Raw genomic sequence first — 20,333 nt, forward strand, 5'->3', positions numbered from 1 at the left:
AAAGGCATATATATCGTTCAAATTATTTAAACAAATTGTTTAATATTTTAGTTTTGAAGTCAATAAATTACTAGCTTAACTTAATAATTATAAATCTATACTTTTTAATATAACAATTTTTTTGAACGTATAATTAATGACACTTACACTTAAAAATACAAGATTTGTTGCAAAAGCCATTTTAAGTGAAGGGCAGCGCCCACGTGAATTGTCCCGTACAATGCCACCTCATCCACTTAGCTATATGGAGTTGCCCTACGATCCAGAATACACTTTATATAACTCAAGACTTACCCCTGAAAAATTAGATACAGCAACTGATGATGAAATGTATTGGGCTGTTAGAACAAATGTAATTTTTAGACACACAGGAGAATTACCAATTGAAATCAGTGGACCAGATGCAGAAAAACTTCTTAATAAAGTATTTACTCGTAATGTCAGTAAACTAAAACCAGGACGATGTTCATACCAATTTGCTTGCTACCATGATGGCGGCATGATTACAGACGGAGTGCTCTTACGGTTAGAGCAAAATAAATTTTGGATGGCACAGGCTGATGGTGATTTGTTCAGCTGGTATAAAGCTCATGCTGAAGATTTAGATGTAAAGATAACCGACCCAAATGTTTGGATAAGTCAAGTTCAAGGACCTCGTTCGTTAGATTTATTAAAAGAAGTAATAGATAATCCATTACCTGATCCTTTCAGATATTTTGATTGCGCAGAAATGAGTATAGCAAATCAAACATGTTGGATAAGCCGTTCTGGCTTTACTAATGAACTTGGTTGGGAGATTTATCTTTTACCAGATACTGATATTGCAGCAATAGGCAATCATATCATGGAGGTAGGAAAGAAATTTGATATTTTATTAACTGGCACTCCTGTTTTTCGTGCAAGAAGAATAGAAGCTGGGTTATTAAATGCAGGTTCTGATTTTGGAGAAAACACAACTCCATTTGAAGCAGGCCTTGGTAATTTTGTCGAGTTCGATGATCGTAATTTTATAGGCCGTAAGGCTTTAGAGGCATCAGATAAGAAATGTCGTACTTGGGGAATGAGAGTTAATAATGGTGTGGCTCAATTAGGAAAGAATATCTTATTAGATGATAAAATTGTAGGACATGTTTGTTCGTCAGGTTATTCACCCTATCAAGAATGTGGAGTTTGCATTGTAAGAATGGATGATGCAGTAAATGGTCCAGGAACAAAAGTTAAAGTTAAATGTGTAGATGGCTCACTACAAGATGCTGAACTTTGTAGATTGCCAATGTATGATGAGGAACGTTTAATTCCTCGTGGAAAATTAATTGATATTCCAACAAAACCAATTTCATCAAAATAATTATGTATAAAGTTAAACTTACTAATTCTCATTTTAAAGCTCAGAATGATGCAGAGATTAGAGATATAACTATTGGAGATTTATTAAAAGAGATTTCAGATACCCACCCTAACGCAGTTGCTATGGTAGATGTGATGGATGATGGTGAATGTGGAAAGTCATGGAATTATTCAGATTTATTTAAACAATCTGATCTCCTTGCAAAAGCTCTAACTACGAGGTTTAAAGTAGGAGAGAAGGTTGTTGTATGGGCTCCAAATATTCCTGAGTGGATCTTTATGGAGTATGCTTGTGCATTATCTGGTTTAGTTCTTGTTACTGCAAACCCTTCATTTCAAGCTGCAGAATTAAAATATGTAATAGAACAATCTGGTGCAGTTGGTTTGTTCTTAATTAATGAATTTAGAGACAACCCAATGGGTGATATTGCAAAAGAAGCAATGAAAGGTAACAATCTAATTCGTGAAGTAGTTAATTTAGAAAATCAAGAAAGTCTTTATGCAAACAAAAATCAAAATACAAAATTACCAGAAGTAAAACCAGAGGATGCTGCTCAAATTCAATATACTTCAGGAACCACAGGTTTTCCAAAAGGAGCAGTGTTAAGTCATAAAAATCTTTTAAATAATGCTAGACTCTTTTGCGCTCGAAAAAATGTAGGACCTCATTCAGTATGGGCAAATTTTATGCCACTATTTCATACAGCAGGATGTGCAACAGGTGCATTAGGTTGTCTTCAGGCTGCTTGTAAAATGTTATTAATTAAAAGATACAACGCTGATAACTTTGCAAAGTTAATTGAACAACAAGGCGTTACAACCTGTTTTGCTGTTCCCACAATGTTGTTCAATCTACTAGAATCTCTTGAAAGTATCCCTCGAAATATGTCTTCACTTGAAGCCATATCAACAGGTGGTGCACCTGTACCACCTGACCTTGTTCGTAGAGTAAAAGAAAAGTTAGGCTGTCATTTACTCAGTGCTTTTGGACAAACAGAGCATAGTCCTATGATTTGTCTTAATCCAATTGAAGCAACTGTTGAGCAAATAGTTGAAACAGCAGGTCAACCACTTCCTCATACCGAAGTTTCAATTCGTTCAACAAACGATAATAAAGTGCTTCCAATTAATGAAGTCGGTGAAATATGTGCAAAGTCTTATGCTGTGATGATTGGATATAATGATAATCCTAAAGCAACAAATGATGCAATAGATAAAGAAGGTTGGTTACATACTGGTGATCTTGGTAAAATGGATGAACAAGGTTTTGTACGTGTTACTGGAAGAGTTAAAGATATGATAATTCGTGGAGGTGAAAATCATTTTCCTGCTGAAATAGAAGCAGTTCTTGTAACACATGCAGATGTTAATCAAGTAGCAGTGATAGGTTTGCCAGATGAAAAATGGGGTGAGATAATAGCTGCATTTATATTGTCTGATACTACGCCAAAAGTAGATAGCTTAAAAAGTCATTGTCGTACTCACTTGTCGCCACAAAAAACCCCTTCAATATGGGTACAAGTGCCAAATTTTCCATTAACAGGTTCAGGTAAAGTTCAAAAATTTACAATCAAAGATCAATATCTTGATGGTAACTATGGTAAGGTTTTAACATGAGTGTTCGTATAGAAAAAAAAGGTACAGTGTGGACAATTATTCATTCTCGACCTAAGGCGCGAAATGCAATTGATCCTGAAAGCGCAAAAGCTATTTACAATGCTTTCAATGAATTCAATAAAGATAAAACTGCTCACGTTGCAGTGCTATGGGGCGAAGGTGGAGCTTTCTGTTCAGGTTGGGATCTAAAGTACGCTTCTACTCTTTCTGGATCAGATGCACTTGAGCCTTATAATTTCCCAGATGCTGGAGAACCGCCTATGGCAGTCATGGGAATAAGTCGTCTTGAATTATCGAAACCTGTTATAGCAGCAGTTTCAGGTGCTGCAGTTGCGGGTGGTATGGAAGTTGCAATTTGGTGTGATATTAGAGTTATGGAAGAAACATCTTATATGGGGGTGTATAATCGTCGATGGGGTATACCTCTTATTGATGGTGGCACAGTTCGATTACCTCGTTTAATTGGAGAGGGACGTGCTATGGATTTAATTCTTACTGGTCGAAGAGTTGAGGCAGATGAAGCTTTAAAGATTGGGCTTTGCGAATATGTTGTTCCAGAAGGTGAAGCGCGAAGTAAAGCTGAAACTTTGGCTCACACTTTAGCAAAATTTCCTCAAAGTTCGATGCTCAAAGATCTTAAGTCAGTGAGATCTCAGCATGGGCTTTCAATTCGTGATGCTATGAAACAAGAATGGTCTGGAAGCAAAGAAGAAATCATAAAAGGTATTAAGGGTGCTTTAAAATTTGTAAATGGCAAGGGAAGAAGTGGAAAATTTGAAGATGAATAATGATTTGTTAATTAAATTAACTACAATGAATTGTAGATAATGAAAAAATTTTTAGGGATCGTGGTTTTTAGTTTTTCACAAGGTTAACTTTCTATTTCTTTGTATAAACCAAAAGCAGTAGGGACTCCTAAATTTATTTTACTGGGTAAGGGTCAATTGAACTTTCAAATTTTGAGATCTGCATGGTACCTCTATTGCTCCAATAGTGCTCCAATGACATTGGTGTGGTATAGTAAATTATTGCTTTACTCAATATTAAAAAAATATTAATATTTTTTATGAAATTTAAAATTAATAAAATGATTTTTTATTTTAAAAAAAATACTTCTAAACATTGTTTTATGTTTAGTACAACTTTCCCTCAAAACTATAATAAAGTTTCATAGCTAAATAATTCTCTTTAAATTCAAAGTTTTTTAAAATTAACAAAAAAAATAATTAAGGGGGATAAATGACAAAACCAAATTCAAGAACATCAGCATTAGCTGAAAAGCATAAAAATTTAGGATCAGGTCTAGAAGACTGGAATGGAATGGGTACTGCTTGGTCTTATAATACTGACCCAGATAAAGAACATGATGCAATAAGAGAAGGTGCTGGCATTATTGATATGTCTGGATTAAAAAAAATAAGAGTTAGTGGCAAAGATTCGGAAGAAGTTTTAAACCACGTTTTTTCAAGAGAGATTAAAAAACTTCAACCTGGACAATCTAGTTATGGAATAGTCTTGAATGATAAAGGTTTCATAGCTGATGATGCTATCGTTTACAAAAATGAAAACGAATTTATTTTTGTGCATGGTTCAGGAGAAAGTATGGAACTTATTCAGAAAAGTGCAAAAGGGAAAGAGGTAGATGTAAAATTTGATGATGACTTACATGATATTTCTCTTCAAGGCCCTAATGCTTTAGAGGTTTTAAAAAATCATACACCTATAGATTTAGAGTCTTTAAAATATTTTAATCACCACGAAACTGAATTGTTTGGAAAAAAATGTGTCTTATCTAGAACAGGCTATTCAGGTGAAAAAGGTTTTGAGTTATTTGTCTCTGGCACTGATGCAGTTGCTGTTTGGGATAATATTTTAGAAGCAGGTAAAAATTTAGGAGTGATGCCCGCGTCATTTACAGCTCTAGATAAAGCCAGAATTGAAGCCGGGTTATTATTTTATGGATACGACATGACTAATGAGCATTCACCTTGGGAAGTCAATTTGCATTGGACAATGTCTAAAGGCAAATCTGGTTATCGTGGTTATGATGCAGCAATGAACGTTAAAGATAAACTAAATTTTACAAATGTAGGTTTAGATATAGATCATAACGAAGGATTAGCTGGTGGTGAAGAAATTTTGGTTAATGATAAAAAAGTTGGTGTTGTTAACAGTCCTTGTTACTCAAAGAGAATGGGTAAATCTTTGGCATTGGGTCATATCGATGTTGATTGTTCTAAACCAGAAACAGCAGTTGTAATAAATACTTCTGATAAGAAGCTAAATGCAATTGTCTCTAGTTTACCGTTTTACGATCCTAAAAAAACTAGAACACACTCATAATTCATATGACAAACAAAACTAATCATATTACTTCTGTAGATCAATCAGACAGAAAAGTTCCTTACAATTTAAGACAATCAGGTGATACCCCAGTTCAAATGTTAATTTGGAATAAGGTTCGTAAATCTCCTTTTTGGCATAAATCAATTAACCATGGAGCTTGGAGAGCAACTGTTTATAACAGAGTGTTCCATCCATTTGGCTATTCTAAACCAGAAGATGGTGGTCCTATGGTTGAATACGAAGCTTTAATGAATGATGTAACATTATGGAATGTTGCTGTCGAAAGACAAATTAGAGTTAAGGGTCCTGATGCAGAAAAATTTGTAGATTATGTAATTACAAGAGATGCAACTAAAATTTCACCTATGCGTGCAAGATATGTGATTTTGTGTAACCAATACGGAGGTGTTTTAAATGATCCTATTCTTCTAAGAATATCCGAAGATGAATTTTGGTTTAGCCTTTCCGATAGTGATATTGGAATTTATTTACAAGGTATTAATCATGACAATAAATTTGATGTTGAAATTAAGGAAATTGATGTTTGCCCCCTACAAGTACAAGGACCAAAATCAAAAAACTTAATGCATGATTTGGTTGGTAGTCAAATAGATGTTTCCAATATGCCTTTTTATGGTTTAGCAAAAGCAAAAGTAGCAGGAAGAGATTGTATAATATCTCAAACTGGATTTTCTGGAGAAGAAGGTTATGAAATTTATCTTTTAAACTCAACTTTATACGCAGATGAAGTATGGGATGAAATTGTCTCTAAAGGTAAGAATCATAATTTGATGGTAACAGCACCATCACATTGCAGAAGAATTCAGGCTGGCATTTTATCTTGGGGCCAAGATATGGATAATGAACATAACCCTTTTCAATGTAATTTAGGTTATCAAGTTTCATTATCTGGAAAGGGCGAATGGGATAAAAAAGGAGACTATATTGGAAGAAAAGTCTTAGAAGAAATGAAAAGTGATTTGAAAGACGGCAAAAAACCCTTCAAACTTCAACTAGTTGGTTTAGAATTTTCAGGGAAACCTGTTCTAGACTTTGCAACTGACTTTTGGCCGATATTAAATATTGAAAGTCAAGAACCAGTAGGATTTGTTACATCGCCTTGGTATCACCCTGATAAAAAAACAAATATAGCAATGGGGTATGTTCCGTATGAAGGTGATCTATCAAAAAACAATTTTCCAATTGGAAAGTTAGGTAAAAAATACTTAATTGAATTACCTGAAAAATATCAATCTTCCTCAACAACTGAAGAAGCTATAGTAGTTCCAATACCTTTTACCAAATCAAAAAATCCAAACACTAGGGAGGTAATTGATAATATTGGTTAACTTTGAAATTGGTTTTACTTCAAACTGTAAAAATATTGACTCTATCAATCACAAGCCACCTCTCAGGCTTAGGGAATGTATAATTCTAATTAATAAATTGACCATAAAAAAGATTTAAAATAGATTCAAAAAGTACTGGAATTGATAATTAAACTTTAATATTTCAATTAGTTTAATGGTTTATTAATGGTACAGAAAGATGGAAGCTAATAGTGCGTTTAGAATTATTGTTTATCAATAGAAATAGAGTGGTCGTAAAAAAACCGATACGCTCTTAATTTTTTTTCATATTATAAAAATATGAAATATCCGATTCTGTTACCTAATATTTTTAATCATCCATTTACATATGAGAGTGATATTGATTTAAAATTAGGCGACTATGTTTTAGTACCTTTTGGAAAATCAAAAATTACAGGGGTGGTTTGGGATGAGTTTGAAAAGAGTAATAATAAAAAGTTTAAAGTAAAAAGTATCTTAAGGAGATTAAATGTAACTCCTTTAAACTCCAATACCATAAAGTTTCTGAATTGGTTTTCTGTTTATAATATCATTCCAAAAGGAATGGCATTGAAATTAGTATTATTGAGCAGTAGCGCTATAGAAGATAAAGAAAAAAGTTTCTATGATTTTTTTAAAACTGAAATTAAAAAAAATTTAATAAAACTAACAGCTGATCAAACAAAAGCTTTTGAACAAATGAGTAAGAACAACAAGAAGTTCAGAGTGCATGTTTTGCAAGGAACGACTGGATCTGGAAAAACGTTAGTATATTTTGAGGCTTTAAAAAACCTTGTAAAACAAGGCTATCAGGGGTTAATTTTGCTTCCAGAAATCGGTTTAACCAGTCAATTTGAAAAAAAATTTAATGAGTATTTTGGATTTAAAGCAGCAATTTGGCATTCAAACATTTCAAAAAAAAAGAAAGAAATAATATGGAGTGGAATATCAAATGGTGAAATAAAAGTAATTATAGGAGCTAGATCATCTTTATTTTTACCATTTAAAAAATTAGGTATCATAATTGTAGATGAAGAACATGATCAGTCTTTTAAGCAAGACGAAGGAGTAACTTATAATGCTAGAGATATGGCTATTTCAAGAGCGTCTTTTGAAAACATTCCTATTAATTTAATTACCGCAGTTCCTTCAATAGAGACTTTCGAAAATATTCAAAAAGGCAAATATTCCTTATCTAGACTTAATGAAAGATATAAAAATGCGTCTTTGCCAAATTATGAAATTATTGATTTGAATCAAACTAAACTTGAAAAACAATCATGGTTATCAAATAAAATTGTTGAAAAAGTAAATTTTCATCTTGATAAAAAAGATCAAATTTTATTTTTTTTAAATAGAAGAGGTTTTTCTCCTCACGCTCTATGTAATAAATGTTTTACTAGTTATTCTTGTCCCAATTGTAGTATCAATCTTGTTTATCATAAAAATAAAAATAATCTTTTATGTCATTATTGTGGATTTAAAACTTTATTAAAAAGAAAATGCTCAAAAGATGGAGAATGTGATTTTATATTTAGCGGACCAGGAGTAGAGAGAATTTCAGAAGAAGTTAAAAAAAAATTTCCAAATAAAGAAGTTGAAATTTTTTCTAGTGACACAATGAACAAAAAGGACTCTATTTCTAAATTAGATAAGATAATTAATAATGAAATTCATATATTAGTAGGTACTCAATTAATTTCAAAAGGTTTTCACTTTCCAAATCTAAATTGTATAGTTGTAGTTGATATTGATCTATCCTCTCAAGGTCATGATTTAAGAGGAGCAGAAAAAAATCTACAGCTTTATCATCAATTATCGGGACGTGCTGGTAGAACAGGCAAACCAGCAACAGTTTATTTTCAAACACACAATCATAATAAAAATATGATTTCTGAAATTACTAATAAAAATCCTGATTTATTTTTACAAAGAGAATTAGATATTCGAAAAAAAAACAAACTCCCTCCTTATCAAAGGTTTATTTCTTTAATTTTGACAAGTGAAAATCAAAAGAAGCTTGAGATGGAAGCTTTTAAATTCAAAGATTACTTAAAAAGCAAAGTTCAAGCAAATATCCTAGGTCCAGTGGATGCTCCTTTGTTTAGATTGAATAAAAAATTTAGGATAAGATTTCTTATTAGAGGAAATAAATCAATGAAATTGCAAGGCTCTATTGCTGATGCTATCCCAAATTACAAATTTTCATCAGGAATAAAACTTTCAGTTGATGTTGATCCAATTAACTTCAATTAATCCCAAAAAAAAAGAGCTTTTTCACTAATCCGTCACTTGAAGACATAAAGGTCATATGCTAATTAAGGCGTGATTTTAAAATAATCTTCAACATAACAGAGGTATTAAGTTGAGCAAAGATACAGGATTTTCAATTACTTCAGCAGAGAGATATTCTCTCGCGCTTTTTGAATTATCTAGCGAAAGTAATTTACTCTCTTCTATAGAAGAACAAGTATTATCAATATTAAAATTATTAGACCAAAGTGATGATTTTTCAAATTTGATTAAAGATCCTACTACAAGCCAAGATGACTTACTAAGAGTTGTAAATATGATTTCTGAAAATTATAAATTCGAATCTTTGTTAAAAAATTTTTTAAGTTTCTTAATTAAAAAAAGAAGATTTTTCTTCATCGAAAGAATTTTAAAAAGTTTTATTGAAATTTGTTCTAAAAAGAGGGGTGAGTTAAAGGCAGAACTAAAGTCTGCAAAAGAATTATCTAGTGAAGAAATTTCTAATATAACTGAAGAATTAACTAAAAATTTTAGTTCAAAAATAAAATTAAACTATAAGCATGATGAGAGTTTAATAGGGGGTTTGGTAGTACAAGTTGGAAGTACTATGGTTGATACCTCAATTAAAAATAAATTACAACAAATCGAAAATAGAATGATAGAGGCATAAATGGAAATAAATCCTTCAGAAGTTACAAAGATATTAAAAGAGCAAATAAAAAATTTTGGAGATAAAGCTGAAGTTTCAGAAGTAGGTCAGGTTTTATCAGTTGGAGACGGTATCGCTAGAATTTACGGTCTTGATAATGTTGAAGCTGGAGAGATGGTTGAATTTTCTGATGGTTCAAAAGGGATGGCTCTAAACTTAGAAAGTGAAAACGTTGGTGTTGTAATTTTTGGTGATGATAGAAATATAAAAGAGGGCGATGTTGTTAAAAGAACAGGAAATATTGTTGATACACCAGTTGGAAAAGAATTATTAGGTAGAGTAGTAGATGGATTGGGTAATCCTATTGATGGAAAAGGTCCATTGGATAAAGGCGTAAAGAAAAGCAGGGTTGAAGTAAAAGCTCCTGGAATAATCCCAAGACAATCAGTTAATGAACCAATGCAAACAGGGTTAAAATCAATTGATAGCTTAGTTCCAATTGGTAGAGGACAAAGGGAATTAATTATTGGTGATAGACAAACAGGAAAAACTGCTGTTGCAGTTGACGCGATCATAAACCAAAAAAAGATTAATGAATCAGGTGACGAAAAACAAAAATTATATTGTATTTATGTTGCTGTAGGTCAGAAAAGATCAACTGTTAGACAAATTCAAAAAACATTAGAAGAAGCTGGTGCAATGGAATATACAACAATTGTTGCAGCAACAGCATCAGACTCAGCGCCACTTCAGTTTTTAGCTCCATATACTGGTTGTGCTATGGGTGAATATTTCAGAGATAACGGAATGCACGCGTTAATTATCTATGATGATTTATCAAAACAAGCAGTTGCTTATAGACAAATGTCACTTTTACTTAGAAGACCTCCAGGACGTGAGGCTTATCCAGGAGATGTATTCTATTTACATAGTAGATTATTAGAAAGAGCTGCGAAATTGAGTGATGAACATGGTGGAGGATCTCTAACAGCACTTCCAATTATTGAAACTCAAGGTGGAGACGTATCTGCGTTTATTCCAACAAACGTAATTTCAATTACAGATGGACAGATTTTCTTGGAAACTGAATTATTCAACCAAGGAATAAGACCTGCAATTAACGTTGGTTTATCAGTTTCAAGGGTAGGTTCGTCTGCACAAACTAAAGCTATGAAAAAAGTTTCAGGATCTATGAAACTTGAACTTGCTCAATATAGAGAAATGGCGGCATTTGCTCAATTTGGTTCAGATTTAGATGCTTCTACTCAACAGTTATTGAATAGAGGGTCAAAATTGACTGAGCTTTTAAAGCAAAAACAATATTCTCCAATGACAGTTGCTGAACAAGTAATTTCGGTTTTCTGTGGTGTTAAAGGATATCTTGATGATATCGATTTAAAAGATGTTGCAGGTTTTGAAAGTAAGATCATAGAGAAATGTAAATCAGAAAAACCTGAGATAATTGATTCAATACAAAGTTCAGGAAAACTTGAAGAAGATAAAGAAAAGTTATTGGTTGAATTAATTACTCAATTAAAGGAAACCCTTAAATCATAATTAGTTATGGCAAGTTTAGACGACCTAAAAAAAAGAATAGCTAGTGTAAAATCTACTCAAAAAATTACAAAAGCTATGAAAATGGTTGCGGCTGCAAAACTAAGAAAAGCACAAGAAAGTGCTGAAAAGGGAAGGCCTTATTCAGAAAAAATGAATAATGTAATTTTAAACCTTTCCAGTGGAATTTCAGATAAAGAAAATGCACCAAAGTTATTAGCTGGTACAGGACAAGACAAAGTTCATCTTTGTGTTGTTATGACATCAGATAGAGGTCTTTGTGGTGGGTTTAATTCCAACATAATTAAGAAAGCAAAAAGTTACTTTTCTAAAATTTTAGATGAGAATAAAGAACTTAAAATTATTACTGTAGGTTCAAAAGGCAATGACCAACTTAAGAGAACTTATGGTGATAAAATAATTGAAAACATTTCCTTTAAAGAATCAAAAAATGCTAATTATTTTGATGCAGATAAAGTTGGAAAAATCATTATTGAAAAATTTGAAGCTGGTGAGTTTGATGTGTGTACAATATTTTATAATAAATTTAAAAACGTTATTACTCAAATCCCTCAAGCTCAACAAATAATACCTTTGAATAATGAAGAAAGTGAAAATAGTTCAGAGGAAAGTTATGAATTTGAACCAGACGAAGATGAAATTTTAAGCAATTTGTTGCCAAAAAATATTTCAACCCAAATATTCAAGGCAATGTTAGAGAATTCAGCTAGCGAGCAAGGATCCAGAATGAGCGCAATGGATAATGCAACCCGAAACGCAGGTGAAATGGTTGACAAACTTACTATCGAGTATAATAGAAGTCGTCAGGCAGCAATTACTAAAGAACTAATAGAAATCATATCAGGAGCGGAAAGTTTATAATTATGAGCAAAGGAATAATCACACAAGTTATTGGAGCAGTAGTAGACGTAAAATTTGAGGGAGAATTACCAGAAATTTTAACAGCATTAGAGTGTAAAAATGGAGACAATAGATTAGTTTTAGAAGTTGCTCAGCATTTAGGAGAATCTACTGTTAGAACAATCGCAATGGATGCTACTGAAGGATTAAAAAGAGGAGATGAAGTTGTAAATACGAATGCTCCCATCCAGGTACCTGTTGGACCAGAAACACTTGGTAGAATTATTAATGTAATTGGTGAGCCAATTGATGAAAGAGGTGAGGTTAAAACAAAAGAAAGCTGGCCTATTCACAGAGCTGCACCTGAATTTAATGATCAATCAACTGAAACTGAAATATTAGTTACTGGTATTAAAGTTATCGACTTATTAGCACCATATGCCAAAGGAGGAAAAATTGGACTATTTGGAGGTGCTGGTGTTGGTAAGACAGTTTTAATTATGGAATTGATTAACAACGTTGCAAAAGCACATGGTGGATTTTCAGTTTTTGCTGGAGTTGGAGAAAGAACTAGAGAAGGAAATGACCTTTATCATGAAATGATGGATTCAGGGGTAATAAAAAAAGATGGTCCTGGTTCTAAAGCAGCTTTAGTTTATGGACAAATGAACGAACCTCCAGGAGCAAGAGCTAGGGTTGCTCTTACTGGATTAACAGTAGCAGAATATTTTAGAGATCAAGAAGGACAAGACGTGTTATTCTTCGTTGATAACATATTTAGATTTACACAAGCAGGTTCAGAGGTATCAGCTCTTTTAGGAAGAATTCCGTCAGCTGTAGGATATCAACCTACTTTGGCAACCGATATGGGTAACCTTCAAGAAAGAATTACAACAACTAACAAAGGATCAATTACTTCTGTTCAAGCAATTTATGTTCCAGCCGATGACTTAACTGATCCAGCGCCTGCAACATCATTTGCTCACTTGGATGCAACCACAGTACTTTCAAGACAGATAGCTGAGATTGGTATTTATCCTGCAGTAGACCCATTAGATTCTACTTCAAGAATTTTAGATCCAAGAGTTGTAGGTGATGAACATTATAGAGTAGCAAGAGATGTTCAAAGAATTTTACAATCTTATAAATCTCTTCAAGATATTATTGCTATTCTTGGTATGGATGAATTATCTGAGGAAGATAAATTAGTTGTAGCAAGAGCAAGAAAAATTCAAAGATTTTTATCTCAACCATTCTTTGTTGCAGAAGTATTTACAGGTTCACCAGGAAAATTAGTTGATCTTGAATCTACAATCAAAGGATTTGATGCAATCTGTAAAGGTGAATATGATCACCTGCCAGAAGCAGCTTTCTACATGGTTGGTACAATTGAAGAGGCTATTGAAAAAGCTCAAAAAATGGAAAAAGAAGCTGCAGCTTAATGAGCGAAGAATTTAAAATTGAGATAGTAAATCCTGAAAAATCTTTTTTGGTTAAAGAAGATGTATCAGAAGTAGTAGTACCTGCTTTTGAAGGAGAAATGGGGATATTAAAGGATCACATTTCAATTATCTCATTTTTAAAACCAGGCATCATCAAAGTAAGCTCAAAATCTGGTGATGAAAATTATTATGTTGAGGATGGTATAGTAGAGTTTAAAAATAATAATTTATCTATTCTAACTAGCTCAATTTATAATTTGTCTGATATGGATAAATCTGTTCAACAGGATTTACTGAAAAAAGCTGAAGAAGAGTCAGGAAAGTCAGATATTAATGATCAAGCTAAATATTTAGTAGATCAAAAAATTGAAGTTTTAAAAACTCTTAATTAAGAATTTTTTTTACTTTATCTTTAACTTCTTTGTACACGTGTAGTTTAAAATCAACCACTAAGTCTGTTATTTTGTCTAGCTCTACCCATTTCCACTCTAAAAACTCAGGGTGTTTAGTTTTGATATTTATTTCACTATCTGACCCAACAAATCTCATTAAAAACCATTTTTGTTTTTGACCTCTGTACTTTCCTTTCCAAATCAAACCAAGCAATCTATCTGGAAGTTGATAAGTTATGGTTCCATCTAATTCTTTTACTAATTCAACATTTTTAATACTGGTCTCTTCCTCAAGTTCTCTGTAAGCAGCTTTTAAAAAATCCTCACCTTCATCTACACCGCCTTGCGGCATTTGCCAAAAATTTTTGGGGTTATCTATTCTTTTGGCAACAAACACTTTGTTCTCTTTATTTAACACAACAATTCCTACTCCACTTCTTAGTGGAAGATTATGTAAATCTTTTTTCATTTTATCCGTTGAGTAATTTAATTGCGTAATTTAGTTGATTATCAGTGTCAGTTCTTATTTTAAAATTATCACCTTCTTCATTCACCTCAATGTCTGGACGTACACCAACCTCAGATATAGATTTCCCAGATGGAAGATAATATTTTGCAACAGTTAAACGTATTGCGCCTCTATTTTTAAGAGGAATAATAGATTGAACTGAACCTTTACCATAACTGTTTTCACCTATAACAATTGCTCTTTTGTGATCTTTTAAAGCTCCTGCAACAATTTCTGATGCTGAAGCTGATCCATAATTTATCAGTACTAATAATGTTTTTCCGTCAGTTATGTCTCCTTTTTTTGCAAACCATTTTCTATTATCAGATTTTTTTCTACTTTTAGTAGAGACAATTTCACCATTTTCTAAAAAGAAATCAGATATTCTTATTGCTTGGTTTAGTAATCCACCTGGATTATTTCTTAAATCCAAAATAAATGAATTAAGATTTTTATTTTTTTTTAATTTCTTTATTTGTTTTTCTATTTGATCACTACTGTTTTCATTAAATGAAGTTAATCTAATATAGCCAATATTTTCTTCTAATAATTCTGACTTAACTGATTGAATTTCAATTATCTCTCTAGTGATATTAAATGTTAGTGCTTTTTTTTCTCCTCTTCGTCTAACTGTTAATTCTATACTTGAACCTACTGGGCCTCGCATTAAATCAACAGCTTCACTTAGAGATTTCCCTTGAACTTGGGTATCATTAATTTTCACAATGTAATCACCAGCTTTTAATCCAGCTTTTGACGCTGGTGTGTCATCAATAGGTGAAATAACTTTAACAACTCCTGCTTCCATACTTACCTCAATTCCAAGGCCGCCAAATTCACCGCTAGTTTCAGTTTGCATTTCCTCTAGAATTTCAGGAGACATATAAGAGGAATAAGGGTCTAAAGATTGAAGTAAGCCATTGATAGCAGAGTCCATGCTTTCAGATTGATTGATCTCATCAATATATTCTCTATTTATTTTTTCTAAAACCTCGCCAAATAAATCTATCTTTTTGTAAATATCTACTTCAGAAGAGTTTGCTGAACTTAAATAAAAAAATGATAAAAAAATAATTGAGTAATATTTAATTATTTTCATATCATTATTTTTTCTTTAGGAATAAATTCTGACCAGATTTTTTCTAATTCATAAAATTTTCTTTTCTCTGGATGAAAAATATGAACGATTAGATCTATACCGTCTACCAATTTCCATTCACCACTTTCTTTACCCTCAATTTTAGAGTCTTTAATTCCATTATCTTTAAGCTTTTCTAACACTTGTTCAGATAAAGATTGTATATGTCTAGATGATGTACCGCTTGCTATTATCATATAATCTGCCATCGAACTTTTATCTTTAAGATCAATAGTTACTATGTCCTCAGCTTTGTTAAGATCTAATGTGGTAATTACAATTTCTTTGAGATCTGAAATTTTATCCATTAATTAAATTTAGACTATCAAATTTTTCTTAATTGAGAAGATGAAATGTTGACTTTATTAAACTCTATAAATTTGAGGGTGGTATTACTGAGAGCCTTAAATGTCTTTGATTTTAATGAGTTTTTTTTATAGCCATGTCTATCGAAAACTAAAATATTACACTTTTGTGAAATAGATTTTGATTTATACCATTTGTGAAAATTTATTAAGTTATCTGCTCCCATTAAAAAATAGATTTCAATATTTTTATTTTTTTTTAAATGATTAATTAAATCGATTGTTTTATTTGAATTAATTTTATTTTCGTAAAATCTCACTTTTATAAATGAATTTTTACCAATAATTTTTTTACAGAATTTTATTCTTTCAGTAACTGAGGTTTCGCTCTGGTTTTTAAATGGATTTTTTTTTGTGATTGCCCAAATAATGTTTTTAAGCTCAAATCTTTTTTTTGCTTCTTTTGAAATTGCTAGATGACCTTTATGAGCAGGATCAAATGATCCTCCTAAAATTCCTATTTTTGTCTTGTTTGATTTCAAGTTATTTTCTTATTTTACCGTTACTTGTAATTTGATATTTGTATGAAATAAGTTGATTAAGTCCTACAGGTCCTCTTGGTGGTAGTACATTGGTAGAAATTCCAACTTCTCCTCCGAACCCAAATTCACCTCCATCTGCAAATTGAGTTGAAGTGTTATGCATAGCAATAGAGCTTTTGACTTCTTTTAGAAATTGATTAGCTGTTTTTTTGTTTTTTGTAATTATTGAGTCTGTATGCATTGTTCCATACTTATTAATATGACTTATAGCTTCATTGAGGTTGTTTACTATTTTAACAGAAACTGCTGAGCTTAAATATTCTGTAGACCAATCTTTTTCAGTAGCTTTAAAAATTTTACCTTTATAAAATTTAGCCAAAGTCTTTTCTCCATAAATTTTACAACCATTTTTTTCTAAATTACCCAGGATTGTATTGCTAAATTTTTTAACAATATTTTTATGTAGAATAATGGTTTCGGTCGCCCCACATATGCTGGTGTTTCTTAATTTTGCGTTAGTAACAACTCTATTTGCCATCTTTAATTCAGCGTCTTTGTCGACATATGTATGACAAATACCCTCAAGATGACCAATTATAGGAACCTTAGAAAGTTCTTGAACTTTTCTTACAAGATTTTTTCCACCACGTGGGATTATAACATCAATATATTCTTTCATTTTGGAAAGCATTACATCAACCATCTTTCTGTTTTTAGAGTCTATAAATTGTATAAAGTTTTCATCTACTTTATTTTTTTTGAGCGCTTTTCTAAAAAGTTTTGACAAAATTCTATTTGAATTGATTGCCTCAGAACCTCCTCTTAAGATTACTGCATTACCTGATTTGAAACATAAACCCGCAACATCTGATGTAACATTTGGCCTACTTTCATAAATTACACCAATAACTCCTATTGGAATTGATACTCTACTAATATTTAATCCATTAGGTCTTTTCCACTTTTCTAGAACATGATTAATGGGATCTTTAAATTTAATAATACTAATAATAGAATTTCTGATGTCGTTTATTTTTTTTTCATTTAAATGAAGTCTATTAATTAAATTTTCTTTTAATCCTATTTTTTTTGCGTAATTAATATCTTTAGTATTTTCTTTAATTATTAAATCTTTGTTTTCGTTAAGCATTTTGGCATAGGAGGCTAAAACACTATTTTTAACGTTTGTGTCTATTTTATATTGACTTGCTTTTCTTGCTCTTTTACCGATTAAATTCATATAATTATTCATTTATACTTCTACCATATCATCTTTATGAATAACTTCAGATTTTGCAACATACCCAAGTAATTTTTGAATTTCATTCGAATGGTGTCCCATAATTTTTTTTACTTCATCAGAAGAAAAAGAACTTAAACCCCTAGCACATTCATTATTTTTTTTATCTAAAACTTTTATATGATCACCTTTGTTAAATCTTCCTGATACATTTTTAATACCTGCAGCTAGTAAACTTTTTCCAAGCTTTAACGCTTTTTTGGCTCCATCATCAATTACAATATTTCCTTTAGGTGCAATTGAGCTAATTATCCATTTTTTTCTAGCATGAAGTTTAGAGACCTTTGGGCTGAACCATGTACAATTATTTTTTTCAATAATTTTTGAAATAGGATTTGAATACAGTCCGTTTGCAATAATCATACTGCTGCCAGCTAATTGACAAATTTTAGCAGCTTCAATTTTTGTTTGCATTCCTCCACTTCCATATTCATTAATTCCTTTGATATTAATTTCTTTTAAGTCTTTGTTTATATCATTTACTATTTTTATTAGTTTAGCGTCTTTATTTACTTTTGGATTTTTTGTAAAAAGGCCATCTACATCTGAAAGTAAAATTAACGTATCAGCGTTTGTAATTTGAGCTACTCTAGATGCCAATCTATCATTATCTCCATATTTTATTTCAGTTGTTGCAATTGTATCATTCTCATTAACAACTGGGATAAATCCAAGTTCGAATAAATTTTCGAATGTTCTTTTGGCATTTAAGGACCTTCTTCGTTCCTCCGTATCTTCTAGAGTTAACAAAATTTGTGAAATATTTAATTTGAATTTTGAGAAGGTCTGAGAGAATAAATTCATTAGTTCAATTTGGCCAATAGATGCAATTGCTTGACTTTTATCTAACTTAATATTTTTTTTGTTAAAATTCATTTTTTTACATCCAAGAGCGATGGCACCTGAACTAACAATGACTATTTTTTGATTTTTATCTTTTAGTTTTTTGATGTCCCTCGCAAAGCTTGAAAGCCATTTTTTTCTAATTTTTTTATTTTCATCAACTAATAAAGATGAACCAATTTTAATAACAATAATTTTCGAGTTTTTAAGATACATAGGATAATAATTTTGCCTTAATTTTTGAAACCGACTCTTTATTTAAAGTTGTCATAGTCATTATCTCACAATTTTTATCTTTAGAGAAATCATCAATTACATCTTTGGCTGTGTCTTCATCAATTAAATCTATTTTGTTAAACACAATTAACTCTCTCTTTTCAAGCATTTTAGAACTGTAATTTTTAAGTTCATTTTTAACCTGATCATAAGATTCCTTAAGATCAAGATTAGTAATATCAATTAAATGTAATAAAGATTTGCATCTTTCTATATGTTTTAAAAACTGTATCCCAAGTCCAACACCTTCATGGGCACCTTCTACTAATCCTGGTATATCGGCTATTGTGATTTCTTTATCATCATAGCTAGCAACACCTAAGTTAGGATTAAGTGTTGTAAATTTATAATTAGCAATTTTAGGATTTGCGTTTGTAAGTGCTGCCAACAAACTTGATTTTCCTGCGTTAGGTAATCCGATAATTCCGATATCAGCTATTGTTTTAAGTTGTAACCAAATTGTAAACTCTTCTCCCAAAGTTCCTTTCGTAAATTTTCTTGGAGCTCTGTTTGTAGAACTTTTAAATCTAGTATTTCCCAAACCACCTTTGCCACCATTAGCAGCAATGTACTCTTCTCCTTTTTTATTAAAATCAAATAATAGAGTTTTGTTATCTTCTTCAAATACCTGGGTTCCAAGAGGAACTTTTAAAACCAAATCATCACCACTTTTACCTGTTCGATTTTGACCAGAACCATTCTCTCCACGCTGAGCTTTATGATGTTGTTGATATCTGTAATCAATTAAAGTGTTTAAGTTTTCTTCTGATTTTAAAATGACAGAGCCACCCCTGCCTCCATCGCCTCCATCAGGTCCTCCAAACTCAACATACTTTTCTCTTCTAAAACTTGGTGAACCATCACCGCCGTTTCCAGCCTTAATATAAATTTTAACTTGATCGAGAAATTTCATAATACAACATTTTCTTGGTTGTACTATTAATTGGGTTTTACTGAAACGTAAGTTCTATCTAATTTAGATTTTTTGAATACAACTTTACCTTTGATAACAGAAAAAATTGAATGATCTTTTCCCATTCCAACATTTTCGCCAGGAAAAATTTTTGTTCCTCTTTGTCTAACAATTATATTTCCAGGTATTACAGTTTCTCCACCGTATTTTTTAACACCAAGTCTTCGACCAGCACTATCTCGTCCGTTTCTCGATGATCCACCTGCTTTTTTTGTTGCCATAATTTACCTAATAACTATTTACTTGCAGCTTCCTTAACTTCTTCTTTTTTGGGAGCTGGTTTAATTTTTTCAGCTTCAGATAATACTTTACCATCTTTTGAAAAAATTTTGTTAATTCTTATCAAAGAAAATTGTTGTCTGTGTCCATTTTTTCTTCTTGAATTTTGTCTTCTTCTTTTTTTGAAAATTAGAATTGTTCTATTTTTACTATTTTTAATTAAGTCTGCCTCTACCTTGGCACCTTCAATATTAGGAGTTCCAACCTCAATATTTTTATCATCCCCATATGCTAGGATTTCATTAAATTCTATCTTAGTTTCAGGCTTTGAATCTGGTAATTTTTCAATTTTTAATATTTCACCAGATTTAACTTTGTACTGTTTTCCACCTGTTTTTATTACTGCGTATGACATAGTA

At 31.5% G+C, this 20,333-nt stretch carries 20 protein-coding genes; 11 read left to right on the forward strand and 9 right to left on the reverse strand.

Annotated elements, in window-relative coordinates:
- Positions 1–136: 136 nt before the first annotated feature.
- From ACTTBN_RS06115 to atpC, 11 genes are all read left to right on the forward strand, one after another.
- Positions 137–1,348: an aminomethyltransferase family protein gene (locus ACTTBN_RS06115; RefSeq protein WP_440681523.1), complete on the forward strand. Its 1,212-nt coding sequence runs from the start codon at positions 137–139 to the stop codon at positions 1,346–1,348.
- Between the two features lie 2 nt (positions 1,349–1,350).
- A complete protein-coding gene (locus ACTTBN_RS06120) occupies positions 1,351–2,964 on the forward strand; it encodes a class I adenylate-forming enzyme family protein (RefSeq protein ID WP_440681524.1) in 1,614 nt (537 codons plus the stop codon).
- A complete protein-coding gene (locus tag ACTTBN_RS06125; RefSeq protein ID WP_440681525.1) occupies positions 2,961–3,752 on the forward strand; it encodes a crotonase/enoyl-CoA hydratase family protein in 792 nt (263 codons plus the stop codon). Before ACTTBN_RS06120 ends, ACTTBN_RS06125 begins: the two co-directional genes overlap by 4 nt.
- A 451-nt stretch (positions 3,753–4,203) precedes the next feature.
- Positions 4,204–5,307, forward strand: a complete 1,104-nt coding sequence (locus ACTTBN_RS06130) for an aminomethyltransferase family protein (protein WP_440681526.1) — start codon at positions 4,204–4,206, stop codon at positions 5,305–5,307.
- 5 nt (positions 5,308–5,312) lie between these two features.
- Positions 5,313–6,659 carry an aminomethyl transferase family protein gene (locus tag ACTTBN_RS06135; protein WP_440681527.1) on the forward strand — a complete coding sequence of 449 codons (1,347 nt, stop codon included), beginning with the start codon at positions 5,313–5,315 and terminating at the stop codon, positions 6,657–6,659.
- Between the two features lie 300 nt (positions 6,660–6,959).
- Positions 6,960–8,915: a replication restart helicase PriA gene (gene priA, locus ACTTBN_RS06140; RefSeq protein ID WP_440681528.1), complete on the forward strand. Its 1,956-nt coding sequence runs from the start codon at positions 6,960–6,962 to the stop codon at positions 8,913–8,915.
- Positions 8,916–9,024: 109 nt separating this feature from the next.
- Positions 9,025–9,582, forward strand: a complete 558-nt coding sequence (gene atpH, locus ACTTBN_RS06145; RefSeq protein ID WP_440681529.1) for an ATP synthase F1 subunit delta — start codon at positions 9,025–9,027, stop codon at positions 9,580–9,582.
- Positions 9,583–11,118, forward strand: coding sequence for a F0F1 ATP synthase subunit alpha (gene atpA / locus ACTTBN_RS06150; protein WP_440681530.1), 1,536 nt, complete (start codon positions 9,583–9,585; stop codon positions 11,116–11,118).
- Between the two features lie 6 nt (positions 11,119–11,124).
- Positions 11,125–11,997, forward strand: a complete 873-nt coding sequence (locus ACTTBN_RS06155) for a F0F1 ATP synthase subunit gamma (protein WP_440681532.1) — start codon at positions 11,125–11,127, stop codon at positions 11,995–11,997.
- Between the two features lie 2 nt (positions 11,998–11,999).
- The gene (atpD, locus tag ACTTBN_RS06160; RefSeq protein ID WP_440681533.1) at positions 12,000–13,418 is read left to right on the forward strand and encodes a F0F1 ATP synthase subunit beta; all 1,419 of its coding nucleotides are present in this window, start codon (positions 12,000–12,002) and stop codon (positions 13,416–13,418) included.
- Positions 13,418–13,810 (forward strand): ATP synthase F1 subunit epsilon, encoded by a 393-nt coding sequence (atpC, locus tag ACTTBN_RS06165; RefSeq protein ID WP_440681534.1) that lies wholly within the window; start codon positions 13,418–13,420, stop codon positions 13,808–13,810. The genes atpD and atpC overlap by 1 nt, the downstream gene beginning before the upstream one ends.
- Here the strand turns inward: atpC and ACTTBN_RS06170 are convergent.
- From ACTTBN_RS06170 to rplU, 9 genes are read right to left on the reverse strand one after another with little or no spacing between them, the layout of a single operon-like run.
- The gene (locus ACTTBN_RS06170) at positions 13,803–14,279 is read right to left on the reverse strand and encodes an RNA pyrophosphohydrolase (protein ID WP_440681536.1); all 477 of its coding nucleotides are present in this window, start codon (positions 14,277–14,279) and stop codon (positions 13,803–13,805) included. The genes atpC and ACTTBN_RS06170 overlap by 8 nt on opposite strands.
- Before the next feature lies 1 nt (position 14,280).
- On the reverse strand, positions 14,281–15,417 hold the full coding sequence (locus ACTTBN_RS06175) for a S41 family peptidase (protein ID WP_262589881.1): 1,137 nt from the start codon (positions 15,415–15,417) through the stop codon (positions 14,281–14,283).
- Positions 15,414–15,764: a ribosome silencing factor gene (gene rsfS, locus ACTTBN_RS06180; RefSeq protein ID WP_440681537.1), complete on the reverse strand. Its 351-nt coding sequence runs from the start codon at positions 15,762–15,764 to the stop codon at positions 15,414–15,416. Before rsfS ends, ACTTBN_RS06175 begins: the two co-directional genes overlap by 4 nt.
- Before the next feature lie 17 nt (positions 15,765–15,781).
- Positions 15,782–16,303: a nicotinate (nicotinamide) nucleotide adenylyltransferase gene (gene nadD / locus ACTTBN_RS06185; protein WP_440681539.1), complete on the reverse strand. Its 522-nt coding sequence runs from the start codon at positions 16,301–16,303 to the stop codon at positions 15,782–15,784.
- A gap of 1 nt (position 16,304) precedes the next feature.
- Positions 16,305–17,555 (reverse strand): glutamate-5-semialdehyde dehydrogenase, encoded by a 1,251-nt coding sequence (locus ACTTBN_RS06190; protein WP_440681540.1) that lies wholly within the window; start codon positions 17,553–17,555, stop codon positions 16,305–16,307.
- The gene (proB, locus tag ACTTBN_RS06195; RefSeq protein WP_440613704.1) at positions 17,556–18,662 is read right to left on the reverse strand and encodes a glutamate 5-kinase; all 1,107 of its coding nucleotides are present in this window, start codon (positions 18,660–18,662) and stop codon (positions 17,556–17,558) included.
- Entirely contained in the window at positions 18,652–19,635 is a 984-nt protein-coding gene (gene cgtA, locus ACTTBN_RS06200) for an Obg family GTPase CgtA (RefSeq protein WP_440681542.1), read from the reverse strand. The genes proB and cgtA overlap by 11 nt, the downstream gene beginning before the upstream one ends.
- A gap of 26 nt (positions 19,636–19,661) precedes the next feature.
- The gene (gene rpmA / locus ACTTBN_RS06205; RefSeq protein WP_075506491.1) at positions 19,662–19,916 is read right to left on the reverse strand and encodes a 50S ribosomal protein L27; all 255 of its coding nucleotides are present in this window, start codon (positions 19,914–19,916) and stop codon (positions 19,662–19,664) included.
- A 14-nt stretch (positions 19,917–19,930) separates the two neighbouring features.
- On the reverse strand, positions 19,931–20,329 hold the full coding sequence (rplU, locus tag ACTTBN_RS06210) for a 50S ribosomal protein L21 (protein WP_075506490.1): 399 nt from the start codon (positions 20,327–20,329) through the stop codon (positions 19,931–19,933).
- Positions 20,330–20,333 lie beyond the last annotated feature (4 nt).

Origin of the sequence: Candidatus Pelagibacter sp. HIMB1623 (genome assembly GCF_052047695.1) — a bacterium.
Taxonomy (GTDB): domain Bacteria; phylum Pseudomonadota; class Alphaproteobacteria; order Pelagibacterales; family Pelagibacteraceae; genus Pelagibacter.